The organism is Convivina intestini (genome assembly GCF_003096575.1).
Classification (GTDB): domain Bacteria; phylum Bacillota; class Bacilli; order Lactobacillales; family Lactobacillaceae; genus Convivina; species Convivina intestini.
The window spans coordinates 71,482-88,690 of record NZ_QEKT01000002.1 but is presented as its reverse complement, the minus strand read 5'-3'; the positions used below and the strand labels follow the sequence as shown (position 1 = coordinate 88,690).

The window sequence follows — 17,209 nt, the reverse complement described above, 5'->3', positions numbered from 1 at the left end:
TGTTAAAATTAGGAATGAATGCTTGTCAGTAGCAAGCTAATTAGATTGAGAGAGTGTTGTATGGGTCATAACGTTAAAAATATTGTCATTATTCACCTAGTTGTTTTTCTATTTATGTTATTTGTTTTCTTTACACCGACCCATTTTACATTTTTAATTTGGAATGTCTTTTTGGCACTGTTGCCGCTTGATTTTGCCCTCATAGCAGCGCATTCAAAGCCAATTTTTGCTATGCTAGCTGGCATCTTGTGGTTACTATTTTTCCCCAACACCATGTACATGATTACGGACTTTATTCATCTGCAATACATCAGTACTGCCATTGATGTGCGTTATCAGTATTTTAATTATTCGGTATTAGCAGCTGGGATTTTTATTGGCGTAACCCTGGGGGTTTTGAGTCTAGAGATTATTATTCGGCGCTTTTTTGATCCTAATAAAGACTTCTTGAAATTATTATTTATGATGGCCTTGTCGCTGATATCTGCCTTAGGTATTTATTTGGGACGTTTTCTACGACTTAATTCTTGGGATGTCTTTACTAGAGCTGACTTTGTTTGGCAAAGTGTACAGAATTCATTGGGTTCCCATATGCTAACCTTTGTGGTTTTGTTTGCCGGGGTTCAGTTTGCCTTACTAATTGTTTATCATTATGGTGGACAGCTACTAACAAACTTAACGCTTGACAAGTTAGACTGATTCGTAGTAGTATTGAAGGCGTTGAACAAGTAGAAGCACCCGCTTCTCGCCAAGTGATAAATACGTTGCTTGGCAGATACAAGTTATACCGGAAGGTATGCCAATGTGGAGTGGGTGGAACAATTGTTTCATCTACTTTTTCTTTGTTCACAAAAATTATTTTGGAGGTATCTGGCTATAGCACGTCAACCAAGACAAGTTGATTTAGTCAACGACAACATTCGGGCACCCCGTGTTTTACTCATCAATGATGGTAAGCAAGAGGAAATGTCCACTCGCGATGCTCAAAAGATTGCTGACGACCAAGGGCAAGATTTGGTTTTGGTTCAAGCTAATGGTAATCCACCAGTTGCTAAGATTATGGACTGGGGTAAGGCCAAGTTTGAGTCGCAAAAGCGACAAAAAGAACAACGTAAGAATCAAAAGATTGTTCAAGTCAAAGAAGTCCGTATGTCACCCGTAATTGATTCTGGTGATTTTGAGACACGTAAAAAAGCTGCAATCAAGTTCCTTGAAAAGGGTAACAAAGTTAAGCTTAATTTACGTTTTCGTGGTCGGATGATTACCCACCAAGATATTGGACGGGAAGTTCTTGAACGAATGGCCGAAGAATTAGACGACATTGCCAAGGTTGAGCAACGTGCCAAGATGGATGGTCGCCAAATGTTTTTGGTTTTGGCCCCTCGGAAGGCTAAGTGATACTAGTAACTAATTTGAGCACTGCTCGAGCTAGCACAAAACGATAGGAGATTGGTCCACATGCCAAAGATGAAGACACACCGCGCTTCTGCAAAGCGCTTTAAGAAGACTGTTAATGGTGGATTTAAGTCCGCTTCAGCCTACACATCTCACCGTTTCCATGGTAAGACAAAGAAGCAACGTCGCCAATTGCGTGGTACGCGGATGATGAATAAGACAACCGTAAAGACTTACGCTAAGTTGTTGAGTACACTCTAATTTTAGGGTTAATCGAATTTAAAATTTCTAGGAGGAATACCCATGCGAGTTAAGGGTGGTACAGTTTCACGCGCACGTCGTAAAAAGTTTATTAAGTTGGCCAAGGGTTACCGTGGACAACGTCGCATCAACTATAAGGTTGCTAAGCAACAGGTATACAAGTCATACCTATACGCTTTCCGCGATCGTAAGAACCGCAAGCGTAACTTCCGTAAGTTATGGATTGCTCGTATCAACGCAGCCGCTCGGATGAACGGTTTGTCATACTCAAAGTTGATGCATGGTTTGACTCTTGCTGGTGTTGAATTGAACCGTAAAATGTTGGCTGATTTAGCAGTTTCTGATTTTGAAACTTTTGGTAAGATTGCTGATCAAGCTAAGGCTGCACTTGCTAAGGATCAAGTTTTGGTTCAAGAGCGCACTGCTGCTACAACAGAAACAACTGTTAAGGTTGAGCGTTAATTTGATTAAGTCCCCATTCGGGGGCTTTTTTTGTGTCCAAAGGTTGTATACCTGCCAACAACTACTGAAATATGATAAAATAGTATCAATTGTAATTCGAGACAAGATTTAAGGGCCAGTTAGCGTACTTAACGAAGCCCATCCAAGTCAAATTATTAATATTAAATTTCAGTATGTAAAGGATGGATTATGACCAATTTAAGTATTATTCCCTTCGGGGGCGTGCGTGAAAACGGTAAGAATATGTATGCAGTTACCGTACACGATAAGATTTTTATTTTAGATGCCGGATTAAAGTATCCGGAAAGTGAACAATTAGGAATCGATGTTGTTATTCCTGATTTTGAGTATTTATTAAACCACCAGGATCAAATCGCCGGAATCTTTTTGAGTCACGGGCATGCCGATGCCATTGGTGCTTTACCATATTTCTTGCAGCAGGTTAATGTACCAATTTTTGGTTCAAAAATGACCATGGCCTTAGCTAAGTTAGCTATTCAAGATACCAAGGAATTAGCTGATTATGACGATTATCATATCGTTAATGCTAAAACCGAGATTGACTTTAACGACGTTAAGGTTTCTTTCTTTAACACGACCCATTCAATTCCTGAATCAATGGGAATTGTCTTGGAAACTGAGTATGGTCAGGTGGTTTATACTGGTGACTTTAAATTTGATCAGACGGCTGAACCAGCCTATCAGACTGATTATCGCCGTCTAGTCGAAATTGGCTCTAAGCCGGTCTTGGCCTTGCTAGGTGATGCAGCTGGTACTGAAGATAGTGGCCCGACTGCTAGTGAACGTGAAATTCATCAATACGTGCACGATACCTTTGTGGAAAACAAGGGAAAACGGATTATTGTTGCAGCCGTAGCTTCTAATATCCAACGGATTCAGCAGGTCATTGATGCTACAGCGGCTACAAAGCGTCGCTTAATTTTATCTGGTAATGATATCGAAAGTGTCGTTAAAACGGCATTGGAATTGGGAAAGTTACATCTACCTATCCCTCAAAACCAACTTTTTACTAATATTAAAAACATGAGTAAGGTACCGGCTGAACAAACCGTTATTTTAGAAACCGGCCGGATGGGCGAACCAATTAAGCATCTTAATCGGATGGCCAGTGGGGAAGACCGTCATATTAACATTGGTGATGGTGATTTTGTTTTCATCACCACGACCCCGGCCTTTGCCATGGAATCCTATGTTGCTCATACACGTAATATGTTGTTCCAACGGGGAGCAGATGTTAAGTTAATTAGCTCGGATTTGCGTTCGAGTGGACATGCTTCCTACGATGATTTGCAGTTAATGTTGAACTTCATTCGCCCACAGTATTTCATTCCGGTTCAAGGTGAATACCGGGTGATGGTTACTGCACAACAAGCGGCCGAAGGGGTTAAGATTCCAGCTGATCATATTTTAATGGCTCAAAAGGGTGATCAGTATCAATGGAATAATGGACAATTTGTGCTGGAGGGTTCCTTTACTGTTGGCGATACCATGATTGATGGTTCTGGTGTTAGCGATATTGGTAATTTAGTGTTGCGAGATCGGCGTATCCTGTCAGAAGATGGTGTTTTTGTTTCAGTTGTTACAATTGATCGTAAAAAGCGCAAGGTTGTTTCTAAGCCTAAGTTAACTTCCCGTGGTTTTGTCTTTGTTAAGGCTAATCGCGACCTGATGAAGGAAGCTTCCAACATTACCGTGGAGCGGATTGAAGATTATTTGGCTAATGTTAAGGACTTTGACTGGAACGAATTAAAGGGAAGTGTACGAGAAGGATTATCCCGTTATCTTTTCAACGAAACCCGTCGCCGGCCAATGATTATGCCAGTGGTAATGGAAGTTAACCAGAACCGCCGTCCTAAGCATAAAACTAGCGCTAATAATAAAAAGAACACTCATCCTAACAAGAAAAATAATAACCCCAAAAAAGTAGCTGTTAAAAAGGATCACCAAGAAAACAAAGAAACTGCTCCACAGTAATTATTAAGGAGATAGCGTGACAGAAAATTTACCTGATCAACTTAAATCACTCTGGGATCAAGGACTAGCAGCTAATCGTCAGGACGATTGGGCTAAAGCTGCTTTGATTTGGTCCGAATTGTACGAAAGTTTAAATACTTTTGAAGTTAACTATCGCTTAGTTGTAGCACTCTTTATGAATGAACAGTATCGGCTTGCTTTTGATATTGCTGCTGACTATTTAGATGATTATTTAGTTGATGATGATTTGCAACAATTACTAATTAGTTTGGCAGTACAAAACCAAGAGTTTGTCTATGCCCAGCAATTAGCCCTGTTAGTTACTGATGAAAAGCAGCAACAAGAGCTAGTAAGTGAGATTCGAGCAGCCGAAGATGATGCGCAAGAAACCATGGGGACAACCTTTCAAACGGTAGCGCGGCATTTTTATCATCTCAGTGATTATGATTTAATCAGTCAAGAACAGCGGTACCAGGAGGCTTACCAATTACCGGTCAAGCTGTTCCAAGCTGGCGCCCGATATCTACTCTTGGACCCTTTTTGTTCACCTGTCATGCGGGCGAGTCTCTTGGTTGATTTAAAGAAATTAGGCCTGGAGGAGACAGTCAGCTACTATTGGATCGATGATGAGAAGTATGAAGTCAATCTAGAGCAAGTGAACTTACCTCTGGATAGTCAAGCTTATCAAGCAGTTAAAGCCGTACTTCATGAACAAATGGCCAATCAAGACCCGATTGCCTTCCAGACGCTATTAGAACAAGTTCGACTAGAAGTCTCGATGTTGTTTCCAAAAATAACAGCCAGTATCACTGATCCAAAGGCCTGGGCTCAAGCTGACATTCAGCACTACCAACAGCAACAAAGTAGCTTAGAATCCGCTTCACAAGCACAAATTCATCAAAAAGTTAATCAATTATTAGACCAGCTTTTCACTTAATCAATTGTCGAGAATATATTTATTTACAATTGAGAGGGAACTTAGTATAATAAAGCTCGGCTCAGATGCCATAAAAACGTAAAGATAGCTTGTGTTTAAGCTGCTTGCGTTGTAAAATATAGTTATACGATTTTTTCAGTTTACTGGAAAAATAAAAATTGGAGGAAACTAAATTGGCTAAGGAAACTTACGTTCGTAACAAGCCCCACGTTAACATTGGTACTATTGGACACGTCGATCACGGAAAGACTACTTTGACTGCCGCTATCTCAAAGGTATTGGCTGAAAAAGACGGTGGTGTTGCCACTGATTTCGCTGAAATCGATAACGCTCCTGAAGAAAAGGAACGTGGAATCACTATTAACACTTCTCACATCGAGTATGAGACTGACAAGCGTCACTACGCCCACATCGATGCCCCTGGTCACGCGGATTACGTTAAGAACATGATCACTGGTGCCGCTCAAATGGACGGTGCTATCCTTGTTGTTGCCGCAACTGATGGTCCTATGCCACAGACTCGTGAGCACATCTTGTTGGCTCGCCAGGTTGGTGTTGAACATTTGGTTGTCTTCTTGAACAAGACTGACCTTGTTGACGATGAAGAATTGGTTGACTTGGTTGAGATGGAAGTTCGTGAATTGTTGTCTGAATATGATTTCCCAGGTGACGATATCCCTGTTATCAAGGGTTCAGCTTTGAAGGCTCTTGAAGGTGATCCAGAGCAAGAAAAGGTTATCATGGAATTGATGGATGCTGTCGATGAATACATCCCAACTCCAGCCCGTGAAGATGACAAGCCATTCTTGATGCCTGTCGAAGATGTCTTCACTATCACTGGTCGTGGTACTGTTGCATCTGGTCGTGTTGACCGTGGTGTTTTGACTACTGGTACTGAAGTTGAAATCGTTGGTTTGAAGCCTGAAGTTACAAAGACTACTGTTACTGGAATCGAAATGTTCCGTAAGACTTTGGAAGAAGCTCAAGCTGGTGATAACATCGGTGCTTTGCTTCGTGGTGTTGATCGTAATGAAGTTGAGCGTGGTCAAGTTTTGGCTGCTCCTGGCTCAATCAAGACTCACAAGAAGTTCAAGGCCGAAGTTTATGTTTTGACTAAGGAAGAAGGTGGACGTCATACTCCATTCTTCACTAACTACCGTCCACAGTTCTACTTCCACACAACTGATGTTACTGGTGTTGTGGAATTGCCTGAAGGCGTAGAAATGGTTATGCCTGGTGACCAAGTGACTTTCGATGTTGAATTGATTGCTCCTGTTGCCATTGAAAAGGGATTGAAGTTTACTGTTCGTGAAGGTGGCCACACTGTTGGTGCCGGAACTGTTACTGAAATCGAAGGTTAATATCCTTCAAAAAAGCATTCCAACGGAATGCTTTTTTCTTTGTCTGTGAATAAAAAGAGCGACCATTTGGTCGCTCTCTTAGCAGATTTATTTAGTTTTTTTATTGCCTAAAGCAGCATCCCGGGTGGATTTGGTATCCGCTGGGGCTTGGTCTGGTAATTGAATTAAATCATCAATCGGGCTACTCATTCGTTCTTCACGGTTTACAATTTTGGCCATGTCAAACCTCCTTCATTATTGATATTAATTATATCATGACAGGTTAAATCAACTTAAATTCGCTCAATCAAAAAAGTCGTTATTTCATTGGTTTGGTAACGAGCTTGTTGATAATCTTCAGCAAAAAGGCTATCTATAAACGCCTCCCAGTCGTTGGGAACAGTATTAAATTTAACTAATAGGAGCCCTTGATGTTTTAGCAAGTTTAAAGCTCTTTGAATGCCATTGAGGTGATTAATTTCGAGCTGGTTTTGATTATCGGCATCACTGGAGTAATCAAAGATAGCTAAACTAGCTCGCTGCTTTTTAAAATGCTCGGGGGCCTGGGCTTGACTAGCAAACGAACTGTTGTAAACAATAACCCGCTCATTAAGGCCAGTTAGTAGCAGAGAAGCCGCGGTGTCATTGGCGGCCTGCTGAGATTGATGATAACTAAAAACAACTCCTTCTGAGCCAACACGACTAGCCAAAAAGCGGGTGTTATTGCCATTGCCTGTCGTAGCATCGATGACTAAATCACCGACCTGAACTTGGTCTTCAATCATTTGATGACAAAAAGTATTACTATTTAAGATCATGATTTCCTCTTTATTTTAGCTAGTATTCCTTCTTAGATTATATCGGATTTAAGGCGCTTTATGTTATAATGGGAGCACATTTCAACACTAGTAGCTTAGCAATGGTCAACAGCAAATAGGCGGCGATGAAAGCCTATCAAGTGGCTTGGTGAACTCGGTTGAATGCCATTATTGGTGAACTTAAGTCAGTAGCTAATGACGTTTCCACCGCGTTAAGGTGATTAAGACGTAGTAATATGCGTGAACATAGGTGGTACCGCGATTCATTCGCCCTGTGATAGACCCAGTGGGTTTATCACAGGTTTTTTATTAAAGGTACAATTACAAGGAGGATGGCAGAAAATGGATTTTAATCATCAGCAAATCGAAAAAAAGTGGCAGGAATATTGGGACCAGCATAAAACTTTTCAAGCAAAGGACGAGTCTGATAAGCCTAAGTACTATGCTTTAGATATGTTCCCTTATCCTTCTGGTCAGGGACTGCACGTTGGACATCCGGAAGGTTATACGGCAACCGATATTGTGAGCCGTTATAAGCGGGCCCAGGGATTCAACGTATTGCATCCAATGGGGTGGGATGCGTTTGGTTTGCCAGCAGAACAGTACGCAATCAAAACTGGTAATAATCCAGCCACCTTCACCAATGAAAATATTCAGGTTTTTAAAAAACAAATTAAGTCATTAGGATTTTCATACGATTGGTCACGTGAAATTAATACAACGGACCCCAATTACTACAAGTGGACCCAGTGGATCTTTGAAAAGCTTTATGAAAAGGGGTTGGCTTATGAAGATGAGATTATGGTTAACTGGGCCCCGGATTTTCCTGGTGGCGGCATCGTGGTTGCCAATGAAGAAGTAATTGATGGTAAGACTGAACGTGGTGGTTATCCAGTCTATCGCGTGCCAATGCGGCAATGGGTATTAAAGATCACGGCTTATGCCGATCGTTTGTTAGATGATTTGGATGACTTGGACTGGCCTGATGCCATTAAAGAACAGCAACGAAATTGGATTGGCCGCTCGATTGGGGCTGCCGTGGTCTTTGATGTCCAAGATCACGCCGGTCAAAGCGTAGAAGTTTTCTCAACTCGGCCAGATACCTTGTTTGGGGCATCTTACTTGGTTTTGGCACCCGAGCACGAATTGGTTGACCAAATTGTAACCGATGACCAAAAGGCTGTCGTAGAAGCTTATCGGGAAAAGATTGCGGCTAAGTCTGATCTAGAGCGGACTGATTTAAATAAGGAAAAGTCAGGAGCCTTTACTGGTGCTTATGCAATTAATCCCGTTAATGGCGATAAACTACCAATTTGGATTGCTGATTATGTTTTGGCTTCTTACGGAACCGGAGCAGTTATGGGTGTTCCTGCTCATGATCAACGTGATTGGGATTTTGCCACGAAGTTTGACTTACCCATTGTCCCTGTAATTGAGGGCGGCGATGTGACTCAAGAAGCCTATACGGGGGATGGCCTTCACATTAATTCTGATTTCTTGAATGGTCAAGAAAAGCAAGCTGCGATTGATACCATTATTGATTGGTTAACAGAGCACAAGGCTGGTACCAAGCGCGTTAATTACCGTTTGCGAGACTGGATTTTCTCCCGTCAGCGTTACTGGGGTGAGCCAATTCCAGTTATTCACTGGGAAGATGGTACGCAATCTTTGGTACCAGAAGACGAATTACCACTACGTTTGCCAGAAATGCAACAAGAGCAAATGAAGCCTTCTGGTACCGGAGAATCTCCTTTGGCCAATGCGACTGATTGGTTAAATGTTACCCGGGCCGATGGCGTAAAGGGTCGTCGCGAAACCAACACGATGCCACAGTGGGCTGGATCATCATGGTACTACTTACGCTACATTGATCCTAAAAACCGTCAGATGCTAGCTGATCCAGAGAAGCTGGCTTACTGGAGTAATGTTGATTTGTATGTTGGTGGGGCTGAACATGCTGTTTTGCACCTGCTATATGCTCGTTTTTGGAATAAGTTTTTGTACGATTTGGGCGTTGTACCAGAAAAAGAACCCTTCCATAAGTTAGTTAACCAGGGCATGATTTTGGGTGAAAACCACGAAAAGATGTCTAAATCTAAAGGCAACGTGGTTAACCCCGATGAAATCGTGGCACAATACGGTGCCGATACATTGCGTATTTACGAAATGTTCATGGGACCTTTGACCCAAAGCAAGCCTTGGTCTGATGAAGGAGTGACTGGTTCTCGTCGTTGGTTAGATCGGGTATGGCGTTTGTTAATTGATGATGAGGGTCGGGTACGTGACCACGTAACGACTTATAACGATGGTAAGTTGGATAAAATCTACAATATGACTGTTAAAAAAGTCACAGAGGATTTGGAAAACTTGCGCTTCAATACAGCCATTTCCCAATTAATGGTCTTTATTAACGAAGCATATAAGGTTGATGGTTTGCCAATTCAATACATGAACGGTTTTGTTCAACTGTTGGCACCATTTGCGCCTCATTTGGCCGAAGAACTTTGGCAACGTTTGGGTCATGAAGATCAGTCAATTTCATATGTTGCTTGGCCACAATACGATCCAGAGGCTTTGGTGGATGATACAATCGAAATCATTTTCCAAGTCAACGGAAAGGTTCGTGGTAAGGCAAGCATGGATCGCAATGCTGACCGGGATGCCATGATTGCTGTGGCTCAAACCGATGATAATGTGCAAAACTTTATTGCTGGTAAAGAAATGGTTAAGGTTATTGCCGTTCCAGGTCGTTTTGTTAATATGGTTGTTAAGTAAAAATTTTTAACCCGTAGTTTTACGGGGTACATATCACAAAGGAAGAGTGGCATGACTCGCAAGGATTCATCAACAAAAAAGGCCCATCGAAGTTCATGGAAAAAGGGTGTGAAAGTCAATGGAGCGATTCTGACGGAATCAGAGCTAATTGAACAATTAGATGCTGATTTAAAGCAAATTGGCAAGCCACAACCAGCGATGTTAGATCAGAAAGCCGAGCAACCTATTAAAAAAATGAAATCTAAAAATTTGTTTTCAAAAGGAAAACGCCGTCAGCCACAACCAGCTTCCGCTAAGGTAAGCGATCATGAACTATTAGAAGGGGCAGTTCAGGCTGCTAGTGATGCAGCGACTGATGAACAAAAATTAAACCAGGCGCAAACTGATAATCAAACCTTAGTTAAAGGGTCAATTTGGTTATCAGCTGGAAATATTATTTCCCGTCTCTTAGGGGCTGCCTTTATCTTGCCCTGGTTAGCAATGTTGGGGGTCAATGCTAATCGTTCCAACGCCTTATTTTCGCAGGGATATACCATTTATGGCATTTTATTAGCAGTTGCAACTTTTGGTTTCCCATCAGCGATTTCTAAGGTCCTAGCTCAGTTAATGGCCAAAAAAGATTGGATTGAAACTCGACGGTTAACCCGGCAATCTTTGTGGGTTGGTGTTATTTTGGGTCTGGTGTTTGGTCTATTGCTTTATGTGGGTGCGCCCTTTTTATCAAATGGCAATCCCAATGTGATTCCGGTGCTGCATTCACTGGCCCCAGCAGTTTTAATTTTCCCTTTAATGTCAATGATGCGTGGCGTCTTTCAAGGACATCAATTGATGCATATCTCAGCGATCTCTGACATTGTGGAACAAATTGCTCGAATTGTGTATTTGCTAGTAATGACCATTGTAGTTTTGAATTTGAATCCTAATAATTGGGTTGGAGCCGTTGTTCAAGCCACCTTTGCTGCCTTTATTGGGGCGCTCTTTAGCATGGTCGTGCTCTTGTGGGGCTGGATTAAATATCGTGCCACTATTATGCCTCCTGCTCCTAAAAGTAAGGGGAGTGAAAATAAGATTTTATCGATGGTTGGCCATATTTTGAGAGAATCATGGCCCTTTGTCGTAATTGGTTCGGCAACTAATCTGTTCTTGTTTGTTGATCAGTATACTTTCTTTAACATTATGCGGACCTTTTTTAATTACTCAAGTGATCAATTACAAATTGATTTTGCCTTGTTTAGTGCCAATCCCAATAAGTTAATTATGATTGTCATTTCCTTTGCCATTAGTATTGCGACCACTGCCCTGCCACTTTTGTCTGGTAGTAAGGAGGGGCAAGAACCGGGGGTGATTCAACGTCAATTGGATCAGGTGTTGCGTTTATCAACCTTGGTGCTACTACCAAGTGCTTTGGGGATGTTTGCCGTGGCCGATCCTTTGTATAAGCTTTTTTATACGATTGATGAAACTAGCCAGGCTGGTATCTATCTTTTGCAGTTTTCAACCATTATGACGATTGTCTTTAGTTTCTTTATGCTGTTGTCATTGGTATTGCAAGCCTTATCTGAGACCAAAATTGTTATGTATGCCTTTGGCCTTGGTTTAGTGATTAAAATTATCCTACAATTACCTTTGGTATATGCTTTCCAAGGCTTGGGGGCCTTGTTAGCTAGCACCATCGGGATGGGTATTTCAGTAGCCTGGATGTTAATTTATCTCCAAAAACACTATCAGGTTGGCTTAACCAACATTAGTGCAGATTTGGGCCACAGTTTTTGGTCTTCAGTTGTTATGGCGGTGGTTGCCTACCTATCAATTTGGGTAATGCAAACCTACATTTTTGTAGTCGATACTAAGCTACATGTTGCCCTGGAAACTGGGGTGGGTGTCATCGTCGGGGCTGTGGTACTAGTCCTCTTGTATGCCCATTATGGTTTGGCCGATAACCTCTTGGGTTCCCGTTTTGCAAAATTTATTCCGGTCAAAAAAGCAAAAGTAAAAATTAAAGATTGATTATGATACGATAGACCTAGCAGTTTATCTAGAAATTTATAAGGGTAGGTTCGGGCATTGGTGGATCTAATTAAAACGAGTTGGCGTAAGATTGCGCTGACAATTTTCTTTTTTGTGATAAGTGTTATTTTGCAAGTTATTGGATTGAACTACTTTTTAATCCCAAATGATATTTTCTCAGTTGGAATTAACGGGGTTTCCCAGTTGATGTCTATTTTTGCCCGTACTTTCTTCCACTTACACATTGATACGGGTTTGTTCCTGTTACTATTTAACATTCCGATTGGTGTTATTGGTTGGAAGTTAATTGGTGGGAAGTTTACCATTTTAAGTTTCCTAAACTCGGTGACGGTATCATTGGCTATGATTTTTGTACCAGCTCAGCCCTTTACCACGCAGCCGCTACTAGCTTCATTATTTGGGGGCTTACTAGTTGGAGCTTCCGTGGGGGTGGCTCTGCGTTACGGATTTTCTACTGGCGGTTTGGATATTATCGCCATGGTTATTCAAAAGCGAACTGGTAAATCAATTGGCGTCTTCATGAATGCCGTTAACTTTGTGATTGTCTTGATTGCGGGTTCTTTCATTGGTTGGCAAAATGCGTTGTACACCTTGATTGGTATTTATGCCACTGGACGGGTGGTTGATACCATGTATACTGGTTATCAGAAGCTAACTGCCCTGATTGTGACCAGTAAGGGGAGTGAGGTGGTGGACGTCTTACACCGCGATCTGATTCGTGGGATTACCATCTTGCCTTCTCAGGGAGCTTACACTAAACGTGATTCGACCACTTTAATGATGGTGTTATCACGATATGAATTGTTTGAAATGCAAGAGGCAGTCCGTCAGGTTGATCCGAAGGCCTTCATTACTTTCTTGAGTACAGTAAACGTGGCCGGGGAGTTCTTAGACGCTGATCGCCAGTTGCAAATGCGTAAATCATTGTCGCCTAAACCAACAACCATTGATGCGCAGCTGCAAGCTGAAAAGAGTTTAGAAGAGCAATTGCAACAGTTAGAAAACGAACGAATTGAAAAAGGAGAAAAATAATGCCAGTTGTACAAGTTGAATTATTAGAGGGTCGTAGCAAGGAACAATTAGCCAAGATGGTCGAGGATGTCACGGCGGCAATTGTTAAAAATACCGGTGCCCAGCGTGAGGCAGTTCACATTATTCTACGGGAAATGCCCAAGGATCACTATGCGGTTGGTGGTGTCCTAGCCAGCGACCGTTAATCTTAAAAATCAAGTTGCAGTAATCGAGTTTGTTTAATCGATTACTGCAACTTGATTTTTTTAATAAAAGTCGGTAAAGTATTACCAATAACTTAATTATTATTTGCAGATATATCGCTGGGAAATGGCCAGCAGTCTCTACCACGCACCAAAAGCCGTGACTATCCGTAAATGCTGTAAATCGTTTTTTTGGTGAAAGCATTTGTCGGATCTGTGTTCCTACGAGTGCTTTTTTTGTTTGATAGCGTCTGTTGCTAGTTACTAAGATAGTCCATCAGAAGAGGAGAATTTATGGCAACGTTTCGCATCAAAAATAAGTTTATTCCAATGGGTTTGACCTTTGAGGATATGGCGATTGTACCCCAGCCAAGCGGGGCGATTGATCCCCAGACAGTTGATATTACAACTAGTTTGACGCCAACCTTGAAATTAAACATTCCGCTTTTATCAGCGGCGATGGACACTGTTACTGAAGCGCCTTTTGCCCAGGCTTTGGCGCAATTTGGTGGTTTGGGTGTAATTCATAAGAATATGACCATTGATCAACAAGCTGACCAAATCCGTCAGGTGAAACAGGCTAATTTTGATGCTAATACTTATCCTCAAGCAGCTGTTGATGCGCAGGGACATTTACTAGTTGCTGGAGCAGTTGGTGTAACCAACGACACGGTTAAACGGGTGGCAGCCATGGCTGAAGCTGGTGCTGATGCGATTGTTTTAGACTCTGCCCATGGTCATTCAGAGGGGGTCTTACGAAAGGTTCAAGAAGTTCGTCAGGCCTTTCCGGAGTTAAATATTATTGCTGGTAACATTGCCACTCAAGCCGGTGCTGCTGCTTTGTATGATGCGGGGGCTGATGTAGTCAAGGTCGGTATTGGACCTGGTTCAATCTGCACGACCCGTATTGTGGCTGGTATTGGGGTACCTCAATTATCGGCCATTCGTGATGCCGCTAAAGAAGCTAAAAAGCGCGGGAAGGCGATTATTGCTGATGGTGGTGCTAAGACTGCTGATGACGTTATGAAGGCAATGGCAATGGGCGGTAATGCCGTTATGTTGGGCTCAATGTTTTCTGGTACGGCGGAAACACCCGGCGAAGTCTTTACCGATGGAAATCAGCAATATAAGTTCTATCGTGGCATGGGCTCAATTGCTGCTATGGAAAATGGTTCCAAGGATCGTTATTTCCAAGGCGAAGTTAATGAGGCCAAAAAGATGGTGCCCGAAGGAATCGAAGCCCGCGTGAATTATAAGGGGACGCTGGCTGAAATTTTGACGCCAATTGTTGATCATGTTCGTCAAAGCATGGCGGCCATGGGCACTCAGAACTTAGCTGAAGTTCGTCAAGATAATGACATTAAGCGAACAACCACGGAACATGACTATCAGGCTAGTCTGTAAATCCTAGATTTTTAGTTTGAAACACAACAATCACATTAATTAGGAGAGAATATGACACAGGAAAATCAGCCAGGATTGGGCTATGATGAAGTCCTTTTGGTACCAGCCGCTTCCAATGTTTTGCCCCATACGGTTTCATTGGCTACTAAACTAAATCAGTTTGGATTAAAAACACCTTTGATGGCAAATGGCCAAGCAGCTGGCGTTGATGATTACGTATTACCAATGGCTTTGGCCGGTGGTTTGAGTGTAATTACCGCTACCGATGATGTAAACCAGCAGGTGACTGCCCTTCAAACTGTTAAGGAATATGCCGTTGCTGCTGACCAAGCTGACGAGGCCTTGGTCGGTTTGGACGGTAAATTACAAGTAGCGGCAGAATTGTGGTTGGCCAGTGATGCTAGTCAACGGTTACAAGCGCTAGTTGCTGTGGGAGTAGATGCTGTAGTTTTGTATCTACATCAAGCCCTAACGACTGAAATGTTGACTGAAATAAAGTCCTTACATGCCCAAGCACCAGAGCTTTTGTGGCTGGTAGGTGTCATTGAAGACCCTAAAGCGGCCCGTCAGCTATATGAAGCTGGTATGGACGGCGTAATTGTCGGTCGTTCGGTTGATTCTCAGTTGCCTAACAACAGTCATTATCCTTTCTTAACCGTTACAATGGGCATTGCTGAAGTAGCTGCTGACTTGGATAAGGCTGTGGTGGCTGGTAGTGGCGTGCATTACTCCGGTGATGTTGTCAAAGCCTTAGCTGCTGGTGCTGATGCCGTGTTAATTACTGACTATTTGGCTGGTGATGAAGCCCCAGCTGATGCCATCTTCCAAATTGATGGTGGTTTGCGGGCCGGCATGGGTTACACTGGTTCCAAGGATGTACCAGCCCTAAAGCAGGCCGCTCAGTTTGTTCAAATTACTGATAATGGTTTGCGTGAATCCCATCCCCACGATGTTGAAATCACCAAGCAAGCCCCTAACTATTTAAAAGAAGAAAGTGAGTAAACATGGTTCAAGAGACACTTGATAAGGTTTTAGTACTTGACTATGGTAGTCAATATAACCAGTTAATTACCCGCCGAATTCGTGAAATGGGTGTTTTTTCTGAATTAAAGTCCAGTAAAATGACTTTGGATGAAATCAAGGCCTATCAACCTAAGGCCATTATTTTATCAGGCGGACCTAAGTCGGTTTATGATGAGGATGCCTTCACCATTAATCCTGAAATTTTTAAGTTGGGTATTCCAGTTTTGGGTGTCTGCTATGGAATGCAGTTAATGGCCCAGGATTTGGGTGGAAAAGTTGAAGCCAATCCTGGTAACGGTGAATTTGGTCAAACTGAAATTACTCAAAGTGAAAATAGTAGCGCTTTGTTTGCCGATACACCACAGCAGCAAATCGTCTTGATGAGCCATTCTGATAATGTAACTAAGTTACCCGATAATTTTGTGGTAGCTGCTGGTTCACAAAAGACACCAATTGCCGCCATTGCTAACGATGCTGACCGTTTGTACGGGGTCCAGTTCCACTCTGAGACAACTTTGTCTGAATATGGTAAGCAAATTTTAAAGAATTTTGTGATTAATATTGCTGGGGCTCAGGCTAACTGGACCATGGATGGCTTTATTGATGAACAAATCGCTAAAATCCGTGCCCAAGTCGGCGACCGCAAGGTCTTATTGGGCTTGTCTGGTGGGGTTGACTCTTCCGTGGTCGGTGTTTTGTTGCACCGCGCCATTGGTGATCAGTTGACTTCGATTTTTGTTGATCATGGTTTGCTTCGTAAAAACGAAGCTCAACAAGTCATGGAAATGCTGGGTGGTAAGTTTGGCCTAAATATTGTCAAGGTTGATGCGCAAGAACGTTTCCTTGGCAAGTTAGCCGGGGTGACTGATCCAGAGCAAAAACGTAAGATTATTGGTAATGAATTTATCCAGGTCTTCAACGACGAAGCGACGAAGCTTAATGGCATTGATTTCTTAGCGCAAGGAACTTTGTATACTGATGTCATTGAGTCCGGAACGGATACAGCCCAAACAATTAAGTCCCATCACAATGTGGGTGGTCTGCCAGAAGACATGCAGTTCCAATTGATTGAACCGCTGAATACACTTTTCAAAGATGAAGTCCGTGAACTCGGTGAAAAGTTGGGGATGCCACATGAAATGGTTTGGCGTCAGCCTTTCCCAGGTCCTGGTTTGGGTATCCGAATCATGGGTGACATTACCGAAGATAAGCTCAAGATTGTTCGTGATTCCGATTGGATTTTGCGAGACGAAATCGCTAAAGCTGGTTTGGAAGGGGATGTCTGGCAGTACTTCACTATCCTAACTAACGTGCGTTCGGTGGGTGTCATGGGTGATTACCGGACCTATGATCACACGGTTGCCATTCGCGCAATTACCTCAGTTGATGGCATGACGGCCGACTTTGCTCGTTTGCCATGGGAACTCTTGCAAAAGATTTCTTCTCGAATTGTCAATGAAGTTGATCATGTTAACCGGATTGTCTATGACATTACGGCTAAGCCACCAGCAACAGTTGAGTGGGAATAGTTTATTAAACTAAAAAAGCATGTCAGAT

The 17,209-nt window shown here is 42.5% G+C and carries 16 protein-coding genes and 1 riboswitch; of the genes, 14 read left to right on the top strand and 2 right to left on the bottom strand.

Translation table 11 applies throughout. The annotated features are described in order from the left end of the window. Positions 1-60 precede the first annotated feature (60 nt). From C7384_RS02510 to tuf, 7 genes are all read left to right on the top strand, one after another. Positions 61-699, top strand: coding sequence for a DUF1361 domain-containing protein (locus C7384_RS02510; protein ID WP_089938290.1), 639 nt, complete (start codon positions 61-63; stop codon positions 697-699). Positions 700-870: 171 nt separating this feature from the next. Next, positions 871-1,398, top strand: coding sequence for a translation initiation factor IF-3 (gene infC, locus C7384_RS02505; RefSeq protein ID WP_243400708.1), 528 nt, complete (start codon positions 871-873; stop codon positions 1,396-1,398). Positions 1,399-1,458: 60 nt separating this feature from the next. Next, entirely contained in the window at positions 1,459-1,656 is a 198-nt protein-coding gene (rpmI, locus tag C7384_RS02500) for a 50S ribosomal protein L35 (protein WP_089938292.1), read from the top strand. A 42-nt stretch (positions 1,657-1,698) separates the two neighbouring features. After that, the gene (rplT, locus tag C7384_RS02495; RefSeq protein WP_089938294.1) at positions 1,699-2,118 is read left to right on the top strand and encodes a 50S ribosomal protein L20; all 420 of its coding nucleotides are present in this window, start codon (positions 1,699-1,701) and stop codon (positions 2,116-2,118) included. Between the two features lie 189 nt (positions 2,119-2,307). Beyond that, positions 2,308-4,113 carry a ribonuclease J gene (locus tag C7384_RS02490; protein WP_089938296.1) on the top strand — a complete coding sequence of 602 codons (1,806 nt, stop codon included), beginning with the start codon at positions 2,308-2,310 and terminating at the stop codon, positions 4,111-4,113. A 16-nt stretch (positions 4,114-4,129) separates the two neighbouring features. Further along, complete coding sequence (locus C7384_RS02485) at positions 4,130-5,050, top strand: hypothetical protein (RefSeq protein ID WP_089938298.1); 921 nt, start codon at positions 4,130-4,132, stop codon at positions 5,048-5,050. Positions 5,051-5,223: 173 nt separating this feature from the next. After that, positions 5,224-6,411 carry an elongation factor Tu gene (tuf, locus tag C7384_RS02480; RefSeq protein ID WP_089938300.1) on the top strand — a complete coding sequence of 396 codons (1,188 nt, stop codon included), beginning with the start codon at positions 5,224-5,226 and terminating at the stop codon, positions 6,409-6,411. A gap of 87 nt (positions 6,412-6,498) precedes the next feature. On the opposite strand, the gene C7384_RS08320 is transcribed toward tuf, so the two are convergent. Then, a complete protein-coding gene (locus C7384_RS08320; protein WP_276329403.1) occupies positions 6,499-6,630 on the bottom strand; it encodes a hypothetical protein in 132 nt (43 codons plus the stop codon). 53 nt (positions 6,631-6,683) lie between these two features. Further along, positions 6,684-7,208 carry a class I SAM-dependent methyltransferase gene (locus C7384_RS02475; RefSeq protein ID WP_089938302.1) on the bottom strand — a complete coding sequence of 175 codons (525 nt, stop codon included), beginning with the start codon at positions 7,206-7,208 and terminating at the stop codon, positions 6,684-6,686. 342 nt (positions 7,209-7,550) lie between these two features. On the opposite strand from C7384_RS02475, the gene leuS reads away from it, so the two are divergent. The 7 genes from leuS to guaA all read left to right on the top strand — a co-directional run bounded on the left by leuS (position 7,551) and on the right by guaA (position 17,181). Then, entirely contained in the window at positions 7,551-9,983 is a 2,433-nt protein-coding gene (leuS, locus tag C7384_RS02470) for a leucine--tRNA ligase (RefSeq protein ID WP_089938304.1), read from the top strand. A 51-nt stretch (positions 9,984-10,034) separates the two neighbouring features. After that, entirely contained in the window at positions 10,035-11,990 is a 1,956-nt protein-coding gene (locus C7384_RS02465; RefSeq protein ID WP_089938306.1) for a putative polysaccharide biosynthesis protein, read from the top strand. A 60-nt stretch (positions 11,991-12,050) separates the two neighbouring features. Then, on the top strand, positions 12,051-13,043 hold the full coding sequence (locus tag C7384_RS02460) for a YitT family protein (protein ID WP_089938308.1): 993 nt from the start codon (positions 12,051-12,053) through the stop codon (positions 13,041-13,043). Then, the gene (locus C7384_RS02455) at positions 13,043-13,228 is read left to right on the top strand and encodes a 2-hydroxymuconate tautomerase (RefSeq protein WP_089938310.1); all 186 of its coding nucleotides are present in this window, start codon (positions 13,043-13,045) and stop codon (positions 13,226-13,228) included. Before C7384_RS02460 ends, C7384_RS02455 begins: the two co-directional genes overlap by 1 nt. A gap of 87 nt (positions 13,229-13,315) precedes the next feature. Continuing rightward, positions 13,316-13,412, top strand: a riboswitch (purine riboswitch). 107 nt (positions 13,413-13,519) lie between these two features. After that, on the top strand, positions 13,520-14,629 hold the full coding sequence (gene guaB, locus C7384_RS02450) for an IMP dehydrogenase (protein WP_089938312.1): 1,110 nt from the start codon (positions 13,520-13,522) through the stop codon (positions 14,627-14,629). 51 nt (positions 14,630-14,680) lie between these two features. Continuing rightward, positions 14,681-15,631: an IMP dehydrogenase gene (locus C7384_RS02445; protein WP_089938314.1), complete on the top strand. Its 951-nt coding sequence runs from the start codon at positions 14,681-14,683 to the stop codon at positions 15,629-15,631. A 2-nt stretch (positions 15,632-15,633) separates the two neighbouring features. Then, the gene (guaA, locus tag C7384_RS02440; RefSeq protein ID WP_089938315.1) at positions 15,634-17,181 is read left to right on the top strand and encodes a glutamine-hydrolyzing GMP synthase; all 1,548 of its coding nucleotides are present in this window, start codon (positions 15,634-15,636) and stop codon (positions 17,179-17,181) included. Positions 17,182-17,209: the final 28 nt, after the last annotated feature.

Excerpts from the sequence above, each read along its gene's own strand:
- C7384_RS02510 (WP_089938290.1), top strand. The coding sequence starts at position 61 with ATGGGTCATAACGTTAAAAATATTGTCATTATTCACCTAGTTGTTTTT.
- rpmI (WP_089938292.1), top strand. The coding sequence starts at position 1,459 with ATGCCAAAGATGAAGACACACCGCGCTTCTGCAAAGCGCTTTAAGAAG.
- rplT (WP_089938294.1), top strand. The coding sequence starts at position 1,699 with ATGCGAGTTAAGGGTGGTACAGTTTCACGCGCACGTCGTAAAAAGTTT.
- C7384_RS02490 (WP_089938296.1), top strand. The coding sequence starts at position 2,308 with ATGACCAATTTAAGTATTATTCCCTTCGGGGGCGTGCGTGAAAACGGT.
- C7384_RS08320 (WP_276329403.1), bottom strand. The coding sequence starts at position 6,630 with ATGGCCAAAATTGTAAACCGTGAAGAACGAATGAGTAGCCCGATTGAT.
- C7384_RS02475 (WP_089938302.1), bottom strand. The coding sequence starts at position 7,208 with ATGATCTTAAATAGTAATACTTTTTGTCATCAAATGATTGAAGACCAA.
- leuS (WP_089938304.1), top strand. The coding sequence starts at position 7,551 with ATGGATTTTAATCATCAGCAAATCGAAAAAAAGTGGCAGGAATATTGG.
- C7384_RS02465 (WP_089938306.1), top strand. The coding sequence starts at position 10,035 with ATGACTCGCAAGGATTCATCAACAAAAAAGGCCCATCGAAGTTCATGG.
- C7384_RS02455 (WP_089938310.1), top strand. The coding sequence starts at position 13,043 with ATGCCAGTTGTACAAGTTGAATTATTAGAGGGTCGTAGCAAGGAACAA.
- guaB (WP_089938312.1), top strand. The coding sequence starts at position 13,520 with ATGGCAACGTTTCGCATCAAAAATAAGTTTATTCCAATGGGTTTGACC.
- C7384_RS02445 (WP_089938314.1), top strand. The coding sequence starts at position 14,681 with ATGACACAGGAAAATCAGCCAGGATTGGGCTATGATGAAGTCCTTTTG.
- guaA (WP_089938315.1), top strand. The coding sequence starts at position 15,634 with ATGGTTCAAGAGACACTTGATAAGGTTTTAGTACTTGACTATGGTAGT.